The 17379-nt window shown below is 63.3% G+C and carries 13 protein-coding genes; 8 read left to right on the forward strand and 5 right to left on the reverse strand.

What is annotated here, in order from left to right:
- Nucleotides 1-58: 58 nt before the first annotated feature.
- Both FGK64_RS11595 and FGK64_RS11600 read right to left on the reverse strand, forming a co-directional pair.
- Nucleotides 59-1927 (reverse strand): phosphatidylglycerol lysyltransferase domain-containing protein, encoded by a 1869-nt coding sequence (locus tag FGK64_RS11595; RefSeq protein ID WP_138863940.1) that lies wholly within the window; start codon nucleotides 1925-1927, stop codon nucleotides 59-61.
- Nucleotides 1928-2039: 112 nt separating this feature from the next.
- On the reverse strand, nucleotides 2040-2357 hold the full coding sequence (locus tag FGK64_RS11600; protein WP_138863941.1) for a DUF1476 domain-containing protein: 318 nt from the start codon (nucleotides 2355-2357) through the stop codon (nucleotides 2040-2042).
- 204 nt (nucleotides 2358-2561) lie between these two features.
- On the opposite strand from FGK64_RS11600, the gene purC reads away from it, so the two are divergent.
- From purC to FGK64_RS11625, 5 genes are all read left to right on the forward strand, one after another.
- Nucleotides 2562-3323 carry a phosphoribosylaminoimidazolesuccinocarboxamide synthase gene (gene purC, locus FGK64_RS11605; protein ID WP_138863942.1) on the forward strand — a complete coding sequence of 254 codons (762 nt, stop codon included), beginning with the start codon at nucleotides 2562-2564 and terminating at the stop codon, nucleotides 3321-3323.
- Nucleotides 3324-3422: 99 nt separating this feature from the next.
- Entirely contained in the window at nucleotides 3423-3653 is a 231-nt protein-coding gene (gene purS / locus FGK64_RS11610) for a phosphoribosylformylglycinamidine synthase subunit PurS (RefSeq protein ID WP_138863943.1), read from the forward strand.
- Nucleotides 3654-3672: 19 nt separating this feature from the next.
- Nucleotides 3673-4341 carry a phosphoribosylformylglycinamidine synthase subunit PurQ gene (gene purQ / locus FGK64_RS11615; protein WP_138863944.1) on the forward strand — a complete coding sequence of 223 codons (669 nt, stop codon included), beginning with the start codon at nucleotides 3673-3675 and terminating at the stop codon, nucleotides 4339-4341.
- A 36-nt stretch (nucleotides 4342-4377) separates the two neighbouring features.
- Nucleotides 4378-6165, forward strand: coding sequence for a sensor histidine kinase (locus tag FGK64_RS11620; RefSeq protein ID WP_171054045.1), 1788 nt, complete (start codon nucleotides 4378-4380; stop codon nucleotides 6163-6165).
- Between the two features lie 16 nt (nucleotides 6166-6181).
- The gene (locus tag FGK64_RS11625) at nucleotides 6182-7516 is read left to right on the forward strand and encodes a sigma-54-dependent transcriptional regulator (RefSeq protein WP_138863945.1); all 1335 of its coding nucleotides are present in this window, start codon (nucleotides 6182-6184) and stop codon (nucleotides 7514-7516) included.
- A gap of 15 nt (nucleotides 7517-7531) precedes the next feature.
- On the opposite strand, the gene FGK64_RS11630 is transcribed toward FGK64_RS11625, so the two are convergent.
- The 3 genes from FGK64_RS11630 to FGK64_RS11640 all read right to left on the reverse strand — a co-directional run bounded on the left by FGK64_RS11630 (nucleotide 7532) and on the right by FGK64_RS11640 (nucleotide 11973).
- Complete coding sequence (locus FGK64_RS11630) at nucleotides 7532-8572, reverse strand: hypothetical protein (protein ID WP_138863946.1); 1041 nt, start codon at nucleotides 8570-8572, stop codon at nucleotides 7532-7534.
- A 4-nt stretch (nucleotides 8573-8576) separates the two neighbouring features.
- The gene (gene purL / locus FGK64_RS11635) at nucleotides 8577-10736 is read right to left on the reverse strand and encodes a phosphoribosylformylglycinamidine synthase subunit PurL (RefSeq protein WP_138863947.1); all 2160 of its coding nucleotides are present in this window, start codon (nucleotides 10734-10736) and stop codon (nucleotides 8577-8579) included.
- A 331-nt stretch (nucleotides 10737-11067) separates the two neighbouring features.
- On the reverse strand, nucleotides 11068-11973 hold the full coding sequence (locus FGK64_RS11640; protein WP_138863948.1) for a LysR family transcriptional regulator: 906 nt from the start codon (nucleotides 11971-11973) through the stop codon (nucleotides 11068-11070).
- A 194-nt stretch (nucleotides 11974-12167) separates the two neighbouring features.
- Between FGK64_RS11640 and FGK64_RS11645 the strand changes: the two genes are divergently transcribed.
- The 3 genes from FGK64_RS11645 (at nucleotide 12168) to murI (ending at nucleotide 17379) form a co-directional block, all read left to right on the forward strand.
- Nucleotides 12168-15581, forward strand: coding sequence for an indolepyruvate ferredoxin oxidoreductase family protein (locus FGK64_RS11645; RefSeq protein ID WP_138863949.1), 3414 nt, complete (start codon nucleotides 12168-12170; stop codon nucleotides 15579-15581).
- 76 nt (nucleotides 15582-15657) lie between these two features.
- Entirely contained in the window at nucleotides 15658-16569 is a 912-nt protein-coding gene (locus FGK64_RS11650) for a lysophospholipid acyltransferase family protein (protein WP_138863950.1), read from the forward strand.
- Nucleotides 16570-17379, forward strand: a complete 810-nt coding sequence (murI, locus tag FGK64_RS11655; protein ID WP_138863951.1) for a glutamate racemase — start codon at nucleotides 16570-16572, stop codon at nucleotides 17377-17379.

A 17379-nucleotide genomic window follows, 5' to 3' on the forward strand; every position in this document is an offset into this window, starting at 1 on the left:
ATCGTTTGGCACGTCCGATCGGGCGCCTCGCCCGACTATCGGCACGGCCCGGGGTGTGTCACGACCGGCGCAACAAGGCAAATCCAAACTTGCGCGGTGCGGGGTCGGGGGCAAAAGGATCGACCGCAGGTGCCAGCGCCTCGGGCCAGTGAACGGCGCGGGCGATATCGGCGGCAGCGAGGACCAGCGAAGTCGGGTCGGGTGCACACAGGTACATCGGCTTCCACACAGGGGCAAAGGCCCGTTTGAAGCGGACCAGCCCGGTTTCCTGCATCCCGCGCAGGGGCAGATCGGGCACGGCGGCAAGCGACAGGGCAGGGATTTGGGCGCTGGCGGCTTCGGCGATAGCCGCGTTGATCAGCGCGTGCATCGTCCCGTCGGGGGCGCTGTCGGTTGTGCGCATCAGGTCAAGGCACCATTCGCGGGGCGACTCGTGGAAGCTGGCAAATCCAATCAACTCGTCATCTTTCCACGCGAGGAAAACGATCTGGCAGGCAACGTAATACGGGTCGTACCGGCCCATAGTGATGCCGCGCGCGCGGCCCTGACGAACCTGCCATTCGGCGTCGACGCGGGTCATCTCGGCCACGGGCTGCACCGGCCCTGCGCGTTCGATGCGGATGCCGGCCTTGTCCGCCTGACGGATCTTGCGTCGCAGCTGACGCCGGGCCGGCGTGTCCAGAGAGAAGCGGGCCGGGAACAGCAATGCCTCGCGCGCGAACCGCACCGGCAGCCAGCCATCGCGGCGCGCGCGGGCTGCGGTTTGCCCGGAACATTTGTACAGGCAGGCGACGCGGTTTTCACGCCGGGCGGTATCGATCACGCGGCGGATGGCGTGCCCCGGGTCGCCACCGACCGGGTCGAACAGGCCCACCGCGACCTGCGGCAGGCTGACCACGGCGATGCGGCTGACATGGTCGCCAACGACGCGGCCGCCGTTCTGGCGGATGACCTGTGTTTCAGCCCGCGCCAGATCGCCGGGGAATGGGCCGGTTGGCGCCGCAGCCTCGACATGGCGGACCGACGTGCGCAGCGGCACGATGAAGAGCAGAACCGCGCCCGCGATCAGCGCCGGGGCAAGGTAATAGACAATGCGAAACGCCAGGATCCCGGCGACAAGCGAGTCGGCAGGGACCGAGGGCAATAGCATCAGCAAGGTGAGCTCGAATGGGCCAACACCGGCCGGCGTGCCCGACACGAGCGCCACCCCCAGCGCGATCAGGAAGGCCGGTAGAAGCGTGGAAAGCACCAGAGGAACATGATCGGGAATCAGGAAATATAGCGCGATGCAGGCGGCGAAGGTATCGACGATGGCCCACAAGCCCATCGCGGCAATGGCGGGGAGGCTGGGAAGGGGCAGGCGCAGTGCACCAAATCGCGCAACGGGACGCAGAAACGCCAGCGCGACCAGACCCAGCGACAGCGCCAGTCCGGCGCTGGCAAGCAGGGCAAACCCGGGAACCAGCGGTATCACGAGCCAGACCAGCGAAATCACGAACCCAAGCGCCCCAAGGAAGGTGACCGCGACAAAGCCGGTCAGCTTGGCGGCAGTGGCGGGCGATAACCCGCGCAACATGCGCCAGCGCGCAAAGCTGCCGGTCAGCAGGCCAAAGCCCACGGTTTGGGAAAAGGCGATGGCGCAAACGCCGGCGCGGCTGGCGCTGCGGGCGCGGATATCGGTGCCAAGGTGGCGGTGCGCGATCGCGTCGTAGCGTCCCAGCGACCAGAAACTGATGACGGTGGCGGCAATGGCACCCATCCACGCATGGGCACCCTGACCCTGCATCTGTCGCCAGACGGCGCCTGCGTCGATCGGACCGATCTGGCGCACCACCAGATACAGACAAAGCGCTGTCAGCCCCAATGGAACAAGATAGCGCGCCGCAAGGGGTGCGACGCGCGATGCAAAGGCGGTTCTGGAGGTCATGTCGATCCTTCGAAGCGGTGCCACCGTGATGGCAGGCTTCGATTACCGACGGGTTAAACCGCGAATTTGAACGGTCGTGACGTTGGGCGCCATCCGCTACAGGACGAGGGGCTCAGCCGACTTCCGACATGATCTGGGCTTTGGCTTCGGCCATCAGCTCTTCCATCTTGGCGCGGATCGCGTCGGGCGAGGATTTATCGCCCAGATCTGCATCAACCTTGCGCACAACGTCTTCGTGGCCGGCTTCTTCGAAATCCGCCAGAACAACGGATTTGGCATAGTCGGTGGCATCATCGCCGGTTTTGCCCATCAGCCCGGCCGCCCAGAGGCCCAGCAGCTTGTTGCGCCGGGCAACCGCCTTGAACATCATTTCCTCATCGTGGGCGTACTTGTTTTCAAAGGCTTTTTCGCGGTTCTCAAAAGTTGTCATGGCCTGTCTCCGGCTGTAGGTCTGTCACCAGATATGCACGGGCGCCCGCAACCATTCAAGGGCAGGAACGTCGCAAGCACCGCACAATACCCAAGTTTTGCGGGCACGGGCGCGGCGCGCTGCGCTTGCGGCGCGGGCGACCTTGGAATAAGAGGGCTCACGCGGCGGGGACTGGGCCCCGATGTGCAAAGGAGCATTGCCCCGATGGCGCGACGCAAGAAGATTTACGAAGGCAAGGCCAAGATCCTGTATGAAGGCCCCGAACCGGGCACGATCGTGCAGTATTTCAAAGACGATGCGACGGCGTTCAACGCCGCCAAGAAGGATGTGATCGACGGCAAGGGCGTGCTGAACAACCGCCTGAGCGAGTTTTTCATGACCGGGTTGAACCAGATCGGCGTGCCGACTCACTTCATCCGGCGGCTGAACATGCGCGAACAGCTGGTGCGCAGTTGCGAGATCATTCCGCTGGAAATCATCGTGCGCAACTTTGCCGCAGGCAGCCTGTCGAAACGGTTGGGGATCGAGGAAGGCACCCAGCTTCCGCGTCCGATCGTCGAATACTGCTACAAGGATGACAAGCTTGGCGATCCGCTGGTCACCGAGGAGCATATCGCGGCCTTCGGCTGGGCCAGCCAGCAGGACATGGACGATGTCCTGAGCCTTGCGTTGCGGGTCAACGATTTCATGTCGGGCCTGATGCTGGGCGTCGGGATCAAGCTGGTGGATTTCAAGATCGAGATCGGCCGCGTGTTCGAGGGTGATTTCCAGCGTCTGGTGATCGCGGATGAAATCAGCCCCGACAGCTGCCGCCTGTGGGACATCGAAACCGGCCAGAAGCTCGACAAGGACGTGTTCCGGCGGGATCTGGGCAGCCTGACCGATGCCTATTCGGAAGTCGCGCGGCGCCTGGGCGTTTTGCCCCAGAACGCGACGCAGATGACCAAGCCGAAGCTGATTAACTAGGCCCGTGGGCGCCTGTGGCCGCCCGTGGGATTTGAGTATTTGAACAAATGAGAAGCCCGGGGTGCCGGGATTCCCCGAGATGGACGGAAAGGCGAGACGATGAAGGCCCGCGTGCATGTGATGCTGAAGACCGGCGTTTTGGACCCCCAGGGCGAGGCCGTGCGCCATGCGCTTGGCGCGCTGGGGTTCGAGGGTGTGAACGGCGTGCGCCAGGGCAAGGTGATCGAGCTGGACCTGGCCGAGGGCGCGACCGAGGACCAGGTGAAGGACATGTGCGAGAAGCTGTTGGCGAATACCGTCATCGAGAGCTATTCGGTCGAACTGGTCTGAGCCGGCAGGGAGTAGGGCAATGAAGGCAGCGGTAATCGTCTTTCCGGGCTCGAACTGCGACCGGGATCTTGCGGTGGCGTTCGAGGCAGCCGGGGCCGATGTAACCATGGTCTGGCACAAGGACAGCGACCTACCGCGCGACGTGGATATCGTCGGCGTGCCGGGTGGGTTTTCCTATGGCGACTACCTGCGCTGCGGCGCCATCGCGGCGAAATCGCCTGTGTGCACGGCGCTGCGCGGCCATGTGGAACGGGGTGGCTATGCCATCGGTATCTGCAACGGATTCCAGGTGCTGACCGAAACCGGGCTGCTTCCCGGCGTTCTGCTGCGCAATGCGGGGCTGAAATACATCTGCCGCACCGTAGGCCTGCGGGTCGAAACCTCGGACAGCGCGTTTACCCAAGGGTACAACGCGGGCGACGTTCTGAACATTCCGATCGCGCATCACGATGGCAACTATTACGCGGACGAGGCCACGCTGGCGGCGCTGAAGGGCGAGGGGCGCATTGCCTTTACCTATACCGACAACCCCAATGGCTCGCAGTATGACATCGCCGGGATCCTGTCGGACAACCGGCGTGTGCTGGGGATGATGCCGCACCCGGAACGGGCGGCGGATGCCGGCCATGGCGGCACCGATGGAACGGCGTTGTTCCGCGCATTGACAGGCGCGCTGACCGCGGCGTGACTTGAGCGCCGCCGTCACTCGGCATAGCCTGCCTGTATGGCCGACCCCAAGCGCCCGATGTCTTCCCAGCTGATCTGGCCCCGCAGCGATACGCTCAGCTGGCGGGTTCGGCTTGCGCTTGTCGTGCTTCTGGTGATCGCGGTGGCCACTGTCTGGGTCACCAACAGCCTGCTGAGCGAGCGCTTTACCCAGACCACGCGCAATCGGGCCGAGCTGCGGCTGGCGCTTTACAGCGGCAACCTGCTGAGCGAGCTGCGCCGCAATGCCATCGTGCCGCAGCTTCTGGCGCGCGATCCGATTTTGATCGGGGCGCTGGACAGCAGCGATTTCAGCCAGTCGACCCAGCGGTTGATCTCTTTCGTCGAGGAGATCGGCGCAGCGTCGCTGATGTTGCTGGATATGGACGGGCGCACCGTGGCCGCGACCGATCGGAACCTTCTGGGATCCAGCCACCGGGGCGAGGCGTATTTCGTCGATGCGCTGCGATCGAACGCGACGGTATTCTCCGTCTTCCCTCGTGAAGTGGGCGGGTACCGGTTCACCTATTCGCGGCGGATCGAGATTGGGCCGACGGTGCTGGGCGCCATCGTGGTCGAGGTGGATCTGCAGAAATTCGAACGCGCCTGGGCCGGGATTTCGGATGCCGTTCTGGTGGTCGACAGCACCGGACAGATCGTGCTGAGTACGGAACCGCGCTGGCGCGGCCTGACGGAAACCGACGCGCTAAGCGTGCACACCCCCGAAACCGCAATTGAACGCGCGATCCGGGCCACTGCCGACTGGACGGCGCTGCCGCCCGATGCCTACCTGCGCGGCGAGGCGGTGATGCGGATGGAAACGCGCATTCCCTTTCGTGGCTGGCGGATGACATCCTTCACCACCTATACCTCGATCCGAGAGCGGGTGAACGGGGTGCTGGCTCTCGAGATCATGGGCTTTGCCATCCTGCTGGCGCTGGCCTTCTATGCGCTATCGCGCAAAACGGCGCTGCGCATGGCGCTGTTCCAGCGCGAGTCGGCGGAACTTCGCGCGCTGAATCTGCGCTTGCAGCGGGAAATCGCCGAGCGGGAGCGGGTGCAGGAAACGCTTGCCGTGACCGAACAGACGCTTGCACAATCATCGAAACTGGCTGCCTTGGGCGAGATGTCGGCCGCCGTCAGCCACGAGCTGAACCAGCCGTTGGCCGCGATGAAAACCTACCTTGCGGGGGCGCGGCTGCTGCTGCGACGAAACCGCCCGGACGAGGCGATGGCATCCTTCGGGCGCATCGACGATCTGATCGAGCGGATGGGGGCAATCACCCGTCAGTTGAAGTCCTACGCGCGCAAGGGATCGGATGCGTTTGCCCCTGTAAACATTGGCGATGCGCTGGCGTCGTCCCTGTCGATGATGGAGCCGCAACTGCGACAGAGGCAGGTGCAGATCACCAAGACATTGCCCGATCAGCCGGTGCGCGTGATGGGCGATCGAATGCGGATTGAACAGGTCATGGTCAACCTCTTGCGCAACGCGCTGGACGCCACCAAATCGGTGGCCGACCCCGAGGTAGAGATCATCCTTGCCGCTGGGGACACCGCATCGCTGACGGTGCGCGATAACGGAGATGGAATCGAGGATTTGGACTCGCTGTTCGAGCCCTTTTACACCACCAAGCAGGCTGGCGATGGCGTTGGTCTGGGGCTTGCGATTTCCTCGGGGATCGTGAACGACCACGGCGGACGTCTGACCGCGCGGAACGCAATGCGGGGTGGAGCCGTTTTCGAAATGCAGCTTCCGATCTTGGACGACACAAAAACATCAGACGGCGTAGAAGCCGCCGAGTGACAAAAGGATACCGCGAATGGCCCAGGCAATGAAAATCGCGATTGTTGACGACGAACAGGACATGCGCCAGTCGATCAGCCAGTGGCTGGCACTGTCGGGTTATGACACGGAAACCTTTGCCAGCGCCGAGGATGCGCTGAAGGCGCTGGGTCCGGATTATCCGGGCATCGTGATTTCCGACATCCGGATGCCGGGCATGGACGGGATGCAGTTCCTGAAAAAGCTGATGGGCAATGACAGCGCGCTGCCGGTCATCATGATCACCGGCCACGGCGACGTGCCGATGGCGGTCGAGGCGATGCGCGTGGGCGCCTTTGATTTCCTTGAAAAACCGTTCAACCCCGATCGCATGTCCGAACTGGCCAAGCGTGCCACTGGGATGCGCCGCCTGACGATGGACAACCGCGCATTGCGGCGCGAGCTGTCGGATGGCACGCAGCTGATGAACAAGCTGATCGGCGCCAGCCCGGTGATGGAGCGGCTGAAGGAAGACATCCTTGATCTGGGCCAAGCCGACGGGCATGTGCTGATCGACGGCGAAACCGGCACGGGCAAGACGCTGGTCGCCCATGCGCTTCACGCGGTGGGTAGCCGTGCGGGCAAGAAATTCGTGCTGGTCAGCTGTGCCGCGCTGGAAGAAAACGCGCTGTCCAAACGGCTGTTCGGCCCAATGCAGCCCGAAGACGGGCAATTGCCTGCCATCGAGGAAGCGCGCGGCGGCACGCTGGTGCTGGAAGACATCGAAGCGCTGACCGACACGATGCAGGCCCGTCTGCTGAGCGTCATCAACGAACAGGGCACCCCGGCGGAAACCCGGATCGTGGCAATTTCGAACCTGCAGGAAGCGGGCCGCACCTGCGAAGACGCGCTGCGCCCCGATCTGTTCTATCGCCTGGCCGCGCTGCGCATCACCGTGCCGCCGCTGCGCCAGCGGGGCGAAGATATCCTGACGCTGTTCACGCGCCTGTCGGAACAGTTTGCCGATGAATACGGCTGTGAGACCCCGCAGGTCAGCGCGCAGGAAGCTGCGCAGCTGCTTCAGGCGCCCTGGCCCGGCAACGTGCGCCAGTTGATCAACATCGCGGAACGCGCGGTGCTGCAATCGCGGCGTGGCTCAGGGACCATCGCCTCGCTTCTGATGAGCGATCACGAGGAAATGCAGCCGGTGATGACCACCGAGGGCAAGCCGCTGAAGGAATATGTCGAGGCATTTGAACGGATGCTGATCGACAACACGATGCGCCGCCACAAGGGCTCGATCGCCAGCGTGATGGAAGAACTCTGCCTGCCGCGCCGGACCTTGAACGAGAAGATGGCGAAATACGGATTGCAGCGGTCGGATTATCTCTGACCGCTTTGGGTGGGGTCAGTCGGCCTGACCCTGCCCACGCACCATCCGGCCAAAACCTTCTGGATCGGCCTGCGCCTGCCGCAGCAATAACGCTGCCCAGAGGGTAATGCGGCGCAACGTGGCGGGGTCGAAAATGGCCTCGGGCGACAGGTCTGCCGCGTCAGGCTGGCTGTCGATGCTGTCAAGCGCCGGGGCGAAACAAGGCGCGCCCACCCATTCGGCGTCCATCCGCACGGCATCGTCGGCACAGCGGGTGCGGATATCTTCGGCTATCTTACGGTGCAGGCGCAACTTCGGTGCGGGGTCTGGCAAAGCATTGTTGCGCAGGAACTGGCCCAACTGCTTGCCAAGGCTTACGTGCGTGTCGACGGGCACATCGCCCTCATTCATCACGCGCTGGAGCACGCGCATCAACGCCAGATCGGGGATCGACAGCGCGCTGTTATCATCCTGTCCGGTATCGCTCAGCGAATAGCCATCGGCCCCGAACACCTGCGCCGCAAAATCGTGGCGCACGTCGCCTTGGTGCAGATGGTCGCGGACGAAGGGGCGCACCACCAGTTTGTCGCCAAATTCAGCACGCCAGCCGTCCAGCCGCTCGGCATATTTCAAGCGGCCGGCCCGTCGGAACCGACGGTAGAACTCGTCCAGAGTGCCGGTATCGTGCCCCAGCTTGATGTTTTCGCAGAATTGCGACAGCACCCGCCCGGCGTGGGGCCGCACGTAAACTAGAACGCTCAGATCGTCCCACCACTGTCCCATATGGTCGCGCAGCGCGCGGGCGACCTTGCCGGGGTCGCTGAATTCAAACAGTTCCGACGACAGGATCGCCACGTCCCACTCGGCCTCGGCAAGCCGTTTCGCCATGCCTCTCCAGCGCGCAGGGTATTGCGCGGGCCGCTGGCCCAAAGACCGCGGCAGCGCGCCATGCACGCCGTTGCCCGGTACGAACAGCCGCGCGTCGCGGGGCGCGCAATCGCCCCTCGCCAGCATGGTCTGGATGACGGTCGACCCGGTCTTGCAGTCGCCGATATGCAGGATCAGGCGGCGCGCCACGCGCTCAGGCCACCGCCGCCGCGAAACTGCCGCGGAAGGTGGCCGCCAGCGCATCCAGCGCGGCTTCGGATTTGCCAAAACGCACGGTGGATCCGGTGAACTTCCCGATATGCGCAATCGGAACGCCCGCCTGTGCGGCGGCGCCCATCAGCGCCTCTGCCTGGTCAAAGTTGCAGCCGATCAGATAGCGCGCCTGATCTTCGCCAAACAGGAATCCGGTGTCGTCGCTGTCGATCTGCACACCAACACCGGCGCCTTCGGCCAGTTCAAAGGCCGCCAGCGCGATGCCGCCATCGGACACATCGGTGCAGGCTTTGATCAACGCACGGTTGTCGCGAATGAAGTCGCCGTTGCGCTTTTCCGCTTCCAGATCGACGGCAGGGGCATCGCCTTCCTCGCGGCCCCAAAGCTCGGCCAGCAGGGCGGATTGGCCCAGGTGCCCGGCGGTGTCCCCGACAACCAGCAGAACATGACCGTCGCGCACGTCACAGCCGATGATGTCGGCGACGTTCTCGATCAGGCCAACGGCACCAATGGTCGGAGTCGGCAGGATCGCCGCGCCATCGGTTTCGTTGTACAGAGACACGTTGCCCGAGACGATGGGCATGTCCAGCGCCGCAACAGCCGCACCGATGCCTTTGATCGCGCCCACGAATTGGCCCATGATTTCAGGCTTTTCCGGGTTTCCGAAGTTCAGGTTGTCGGTGCTGGCCAGTGGGCGCGCGCCCACGGCGGTCAGGTTGCGGTAGGCTTCGGCCACCGCCTGCTTGCCGCCTTCGACCGGATTGGCGCGCACATAGCGCGGCGTCACGTCGCTGGTGAAGGCCAGCGCCTTGTCGGTGCCGTGCACGCGCACGATGCCCGCGCCAAGGCCCGGCACGCGCGCGCTGTCGGCCATCACCATTGTATCGTATTGTTCATAGACCCACTGTTTACCGGCATAGTTGACCGAGGCGATCAGCGCAGTCAGTCCGGCAATCGGGTCAATCGCCGTCACGTCGCCCAGCGGTGCGGGGGCGGCGGGCTCAACCCAGGGGCGATCGTATTCCGGCGCCGAGCTTGCCAGCTTCGACAGCGGTAGATCGGCCTTGGTCTCGCCATTCAGCTGGATCAGAAAGCGATCCTCGGCGATGGTTTCCCCGACGATGGCGAAATCAAGGTCCCATTTGTCGAACACGGCCTTGGCCTCGGCCTCTTTCTCGGGGCGCAGGACCATCAGCATCCGTTCCTGAGATTCGGACAGCATCATTTCATAGGCGGTCATGTTCTGTTCACGCACCGGAACCCGTTCCAGATCCAGCCGGATGCCCAAACCACCCTTGTCGCCCATTTCCACGGCCGAGCAGGTCAGACCCGCCGCGCCCATGTCCTGAATGGAAATCACCGCGCCGGTCTTCATCAGCTCAAGCGTCGCTTCCATCAGGCGCTTTTCGGTAAAGGGGTCGCCCACCTGAACGGTCGGGCGCTTTTCCTCGATGGTGTCGTCGAATTCGGCGCTGGCCATGGTGGCCCCGCCAACCCCGTCGCGCCCCGTCTTGGCGCCCAGGTACACCACCGGCATCCCCACGCCCGAGGCGGCCGAGTAGAAAATCGCATCCGCATCCGCCAGACCAGCGGCAAAGGCGTTGACCAGACAGTTGCCGTTATAGGCCGCGTGGAACCGGACCTCGCCGCCCACGGTCGGAACGCCGAAACAGTTGCCATAGCCGCCGATGCCTTCCACCACGCCATTCACCAGCTGCCGCGTCTTGCGGTGGGTGGTGGCGCCGAAGGACAGCGAATTCATCGCCGCGATGGGCCGCGCGCCCATGGTGAACACATCGCGCAGAATGCCGCCCACGCCGGTTGCCGCGCCCTGATAGGGCTCGATGTACGAGGGGTGGTTGTGGCTCTCCATCTTGAAGACCACAGCCTGCCCATCGCCGATATCCACCACTCCGGCATTTTCGCCCGGGCCACAGATCACCTGCGGGCCGTCGGTGGGAAGCGTACGCAGCCATTTCTTCGAGGATTTATAGGAACAATGTTCGTTCCACATGGCCGAGAAGATGCCCAGCTCGGTAAATGTCGGCGCGCGCCCGATGATCTCGAGAATGCGCTCGTATTCATCCGGTTTCAGGCCATGCGCCGCGATCAGGTCGGGCGTGATTGCTGGGTCTTGCATCGGCTGTCAGATCCCCTGTTTCCTATATGGCGCCGCTTTTACGGCAAGGCCGTGGCAGGGGAAAGGGCCAATGCGGCGGGGCTTGGGTGGCTGCCGCATCACACCGGACTGGCGTCGGTCAATCTTGCCAAGGCCTGGCACGGCGCTCGCCGCAACTATAATCCAAAAAAAAGGCCGAGCACTAAGCTCGGCCGAAGTCCAACAGGGAGGTTGAAAGTGCCGCGCAACTAGGCGCTGCAACCTTCAAGTGTCCATTTATGGTGCGCACCTTGTCTGATCAAGGATCATTTTGCCGCAGTTGCATCAATGCTGATATGCAACTTTTGCAAGGCTAAATTTTTCCCATGAGCCTCAGTTGCTTGCGATGTGCAATAATCTCTTCCTGCACGAAATCGCGGAAAACCGAGATGCGCTGCGACTGACGCAGCTCTTCGGGATAGGCCAGAAATACCGGCACATCGGCCGACTCGATCTGCGGCAGGATACGCACAAGATCGGGAAAATCCTCGACCAGGTAATCGGGCAGAACGCCGATGCCCAGATTGTTCAGCACGCCCTGCAGGACGCCGAAATAGTTGTTCACCGTCAGCAGCGAGCCGGGGTTGTGGGAAATCAGCCGTTGCACCAGCGCCGCGCCCGCCGCGACCTGCGGCGCGTTCGGGTTCTGGCAGATGATGCGGTGGTTGGTGATGTCGTCGGGTTCGGTCGGTTCGCCGTTCACGTCAAGATAATCGCGCGAGGCATACAGCAACATCTGCACCGACATCAGTTTCTTGCGGATCAGGTCGGCCTGGCTGGGCTCTTTCATGCGGATCGCCACGTCGGCTTCGCGCATGGGCAGATCCAGCACCCGTTCTTCCAGCATCAGGTCGATTTTCAGGCCAGGATATTTTTCATAGAGCCGGGGCAGGCGGGGCACCAGCCAAAGCGTGCCAAACCCAAAGGTTGCCGTGACCCGAAGTTCTCCGAAAACTTCATCCTCGCTGTCGCGAATTCGCGCCGCCGCCGCATCCAGCCGTTTTGTCATCGACCGGGTCGCATCGAACAGCAACTCGCCCTGTTCCGTCAGGATCAAACCGCGGGCATGGCGGTGGAACAGCGTGGTGTTCAGCGATTCCTCGAGCGCTCGGATTTGTCGGCTGACGGCCGATTGCGACAGGTTCAACCGGTCGCCCGCATGGGTCAGGCTGCCGGCATCTGCAACAGCGTGAAAGATTCGAAGTTTGTCCCAGTCCATGTCACGGCCTTCGGGCTAACAAGTTGTGATGTCTATTCAGTGATTCACGCCTATATATGTAAAGGGCAGATAACTTGCACCGGGTCATCTGGCCGCGCGGTCAAAATGACTCCGATGTGTTGCAGGGCTATACAGGTCAGCTTTTTTGACCTATTGTGGTCCGGGAGCCAGTTTGTCGCGCTTGGGAGGGCCGCATGAGCACGCAAAAGATTTCCCTGAATGACCGTTTCGATCTGACCAAATCTCCGGTGCTGCTGAACGGCACGCAGGCGCTGGTCCGGCTGATGTTGATGCAGAAGGAACGCGACCGCGCGGCGGGGCTGAACACGGCCGGTCTGGTCACGGGCTATCGCGGCTCGCCCCTTGGGGCGGTCGACATGCAGATGACCCGCGCCGCCAAGCCGCTGGCCGCACATGACGTGACCTTTCAGTGGGGCCTGAACGAAGATCTGGCCGCCACCGCGCTGTGGGGCTCGCAACAGGCGGGTCTGCGCGGCGATGGCAAGTTCGATGGCGTCTTTGGCCTGTGGTACGGCAAGGGGCCGGGGGTCGACCGGTCGGGCGACGTGGTGCGCCACGCCAACATGGCCGGGTCCGCGGCCAATGGCGGCGTCATCATGGCGATGGGTGATGACCACACCGGCGAAAGCAGCACGGTATTGCACCAATCCGAATGGGCGCTGATGGATGCCTACATGCCCATCGTCAGCCCGGCGGGGGTGCAGGAAATCCTGGATTACGGCGCCTATGGCTTTGCGCTCTCGCGGTTCTGCGGGCTGTGGGTTGGTCTGAAAACGATGAAGGACACGGTCGAGGCGACCTCGGTCGTGGATGGCAACCCGCAGCGGATGCAGCTGGTCACGCCCGAGTTCCCGATGCCGCAGGGCGGGTTGAACATCCGTCTGGTCGATACGCCGCACCTGCAAGAGGAACGCGTGATCGACCACAAGCGTTTCGCGGCCGAGGCGTTTGCCCGCGCCAACCGCATCGACCGGCGCATGTGGGGCCAGCAGGGCGCCAAGATCGGGTTCGTCGCCGCCGGCAAGAACTGGCTTGATCTGGTGCACGCGATGAGCCTGCTGAACATCGACGAGGCCGAGGCAGAGCGCCTTGGCATCACAATGTACAAGATCGGCCAGACCTTCCCGCTGGATATGACCTCGTTCCACGAATGGGCCGAAGAGCTCGATCTGATCGTGGTGGTCGAGGAAAAGCGCAAGCTGATCGAGATCCAGATCAAGGAGGCGCTGTTCGACGACAACCGCTATCGCGTTTACGGCTGGTACAAGGGCGGCGCGGGCGCTTTGCACCGCGAAGAGCTGTTCCCGACACGCGGCGCGCTGGATCCGATCATGATCGCGGAAAAGCTGGGCGGCATCCTGATCGAGGAAGGCCGCGACACCGATGCCATCCGCGCCGGAATGCAGGCGCTGTCCGACGCGCGACGCAACGACAACGCCGAGGAAATCGCCGCCCGTCTGCCGTATTTCTGCTCGGGCTGTCCGCACAACACCTCGACCAAGGTGCCAGATGGCAGCCGCGCCTATGCCGGGATCGGCTGTCATTACATGGCGCAGTGGATGGAGCGCGACACCATCGGCTATACCCACATGGGCGGCGAAGGCGCGAACTGGATCGGCGAGGCGCCGTTTTCCAAGACGCCGCATGTATTCCAGAACCTGGGCGATGGCACCTATAACCACTCGGGCATTCAGGCGATCCGCGCCGCCGTCGCGGCGGGCACCAACATCACCTACAAGATCCTGTATAACGACGCCGTCGCCATGACCGGTGGCCAAAGCAACGAAGGCGATCTGGACGCCCCCCGCATCCTGCGCGAGGTGCAGGCGATGGGGGTGAAGAACATCGCGGTAGTGTTTGATGAGAAAGAAGAACCCAGCCGCGATGGGTTCCCCTCGGGGCTGGAATGGCACGAACGCGCCGAGATGGACGCCGTGCAAAAGAAATTCCGAGAGTTTCCAGGCGTTTCCGTCATTGTCTACATCCAGACCTGCGCCGCCGAGAAACGCCGCCGCCGCAAGCGGGGCAGCTTTCCCGATATCGACAAGCGCGTGTTCATCAACACCGATGTCTGCGAAGGCTGCGGCGATTGCGGGGTGCAGTCGAACTGTGTCTCCATCGTGCCGAAAGAAACCGAACTGGGCCGCAAGCGCGCGATCGATCAATCGTCCTGCAACAAGGATTTTTCTTGCCTGAAAGGATTTTGCCCGTCGTTCCTCACGTTGGAAGGTGCAAAGCTGCGCAAGCAGGCAACGACCGACCTGACGCTGCCCGACATGCCCGCGCCCACGCTGCCCACGATCACTGGCACGCATAACGTGGTCATCACCGGGGTTGGTGGCACCGGCGTTGTCACCATCGGCGCGGTGCTGGCGCAGGCCGCGCAGATCGACGGCAAAGGCGCGGGCATGATGGAAATGGCTGGCCTCGCGCAGAAAGGCGGCGCGGTGCACATCCATTGCCGCATTGCCAACCGTCCCGAAGACATAAGTGCCATCCGCGTCGCCACCGGCGAGGCGCACGCGCTGATTGGTGGCGATCTGGTGGTGTCGGCCGGGCCGAAAACGCTGGGCCTGACCAGCACGGGCCGCACCGGTGCCGTGGTCAACAGCCATGAAATCATCACCGGGGATTTCACGCGAAACACCGAATTTGCGTTGCCTGCCGACCGCTTGTCGCTGGCTCTTGAAGCAAGACTTCAAGGTAACCTGGCCTTGTTCGATGCATCGGAGCTGGCCGCGCGCACGCTGGGCGACTCGATCTTCTCGAACATGATGATCTTTGGCGCCGCATGGCAGCGCGGGCTGATCCCGCTGTCCGAGGATGCCATCCGCCAAGCCATCGAGCTGAATGGCGCGGCGGTTGAGCGCAACCTGCGCGCCTTTGATATTGGCCGCTGGGCGGTGCTCTATCCCGAAGAGGCCGCGCGATTGGGCAAGCCGAACGTCGTCGAACTGCCCAAGACACTGGACGAGATCATCGCCTTCCGCGAAACGCACCTGACGGCCTATCAATCCGGCCGCTTGGCCAAGCGCTATCGCAAGCTGGTCGATCGCGCGAGTGATCCGAAACTGAAAGAAGCCGTTGCAAAGGGCTATCACAAGCTCTTGGCCTATAAGGACGAATACGAAGTCGCGCGCCTGCTGCTGGACAGCCGGGAAAAGGCCAAATCCGAATTCGAAGGCGATTTCCGCATGTCCTTCCATCTGGCCCCGCCGATGCTGGGCGGCACCGATGCCAGTGGCCGCCCGAAGAAACGCCAGTTCGGCCCCTGGATGGAAACACCGTTCAAGATGCTGTCGCGGCTCAAATTCCTGCGCGGCACGCCGCTTGATCCGTTTGGTTATACCGACGAGCGCAAGATGGAGCGCGCGCTGATCGCCCAGTATGAAGCCGACATGGAGCGCCTGCTGACCACCCCGCCGAAGAACATGGAGGCCGCCGTCGCGCTTGCACAACTGCCCATGGACATTCGCGGCTTTGGTCCGGTCAAGATGGCGGCCGAGCAGAAGGCGGCGAAACGGCGCGAGGAATTGCTTGCGGCGCTTAGCCAACCGGGAGATAGCGCAAAGCACGCGGCGGAATAGCCGTCACACCGGCGTTACAGGCGGCGTGATATGCTGTGGAACCCCGCGTGGCCCGCGTTCAACCCGAGGTTTGCCCATGTCCGCCCGTCGCCCCACAGATCGCCCCGTTGATCGGCGCCACATCGCCCGCGACATCAGCTATGCCCATTCCGCCGCTTCCAAAGGCGGGCGGGCGCTGATCCGGCTGATGGAAAATTCCACCGGCCGCCTGCGGCTGATCAAACGCGCACACGGCTATGAACACGATATCGCATCGGGCCGCGATTTCTGGTCGGTCATGGTCGAACGCTATGGTCTGTCGCTGAACGTGACGCGCGGCGCGCTGTCGAACATCCCCGCGACCGGGCCCGTGATCCTGATCGCCAACCACCCCTATGGCATCCTTGACGGGCTGATGATGGGCCATATCCTTCAGGCCGCGCGCGGCGATTTCCGCATTCTTGCGCATCAGGTGTTCCGCAAGGCCGAGGATCTGAACCGCGTCATCCTGCCCATCGCCTTCGACGAAACCCGCGCGGCGATCGACCAGAACATCGCCACCCGGAAAGAGGCGCTGCGCTACCTGGGCGATGGCGGGGCGATCGGCATCTTTCCGGGCGGCACCGTCAGCACCGGGGCCAAGGTATTCTCGCACCCGATGGACCCGGGCTGGCGCGGCTTTACCGCCCGCATGATCGCGAAATCCGATGCCGTCGTGGTGCCCGTATTCTTTGATGGCCACACCTCGCGCCTGTTCCAGATTGCCAGCCACCTGCACAGCACCCTGCGCATGGGGCTGCTGCTGAAGGAATTCCGCAAACGGGTCGATACGCCCGTCGATGTGGCCATCGGCGCGCCCATCGGGCGCGACGTTCTGAACCCCCTGTCACGCGACGCCAAAGCGATGATGGATTTCCTGCGCAAAGCGACGTATGACCTGTCTCCAACGCCGCTTCGTGCGGATGAGATCGGGTATGAATTCGAGGAGCGGCATCGCGCCCGCGCATAGATGGCAATTGGCATTTTCGATTCCGGCCTGGGCGGTCTGACCGTTCTGGACGCCGTGCAGAAACGACTTCCGGCGCAGGATTTCCTGTATTTCGCCGACAGCGCCCATGCGCCCTATGGGGTGCGCGATGCCGACGACATCCACGGTCTGACCGTGAAGGCCGTGACCTACATGTGGGATCACGGCTGCGACCTGGTGATTCTGGCCTGCAACACCGCCAGCGCCGCCGCGCTGCGCCGGATGCAAGAGGCGGGCGTGCCCAAGGGCAAGCGCGTGCTTGGCGTCTTCGTGCCGCTGATCGAGGCGCTGACCGAACGGCAATGGGGCGACAATTCCCCCCCGCGCGAGGTCGCCGTGAAACATGTTGCCCTGTTCGCCACCCCCGCCACCGTGGCCAGCCGCGCGTTCCAGCGCGAACTGGCGTTCCGCGCCATCGGCGTGGATGTCGAGGCGCAGGCCTGCGGCGGCGTGGTCGATGCCATCGAAGATGGCGACATGATCCTGGCCGAGGCACTGGTGCGCAGCCATGTGGACGCGCTGAAGCGCAAGATGCCGCGCCCCGAGGCCGCGATTCTGGGCTGCACCCATTACCCGCTGATGCAGCAGACGTTTCAGGACGCACTTGGCGCCGATGTCAGTGTGTTCAGCCAGGCCGATCTGGTCGCCGCCTCGCTGGCCGACTACCTTGGCCGCCATCCCGGCATGGCAGGCAGCGGAGAACCCGGTTTCGTCACCACCGGCGATCCCATCCGCGTGAGCGACCGTGCGACGCAGTTCCTGCGACGACAGATTCGGTTTACCAAGGCATAA

The organism is Arenibacterium halophilum, from assembly GCF_005938225.1.
GTDB classification, from domain to species: domain Bacteria; phylum Pseudomonadota; class Alphaproteobacteria; order Rhodobacterales; family Rhodobacteraceae; genus Arenibacterium; species Arenibacterium halophilum.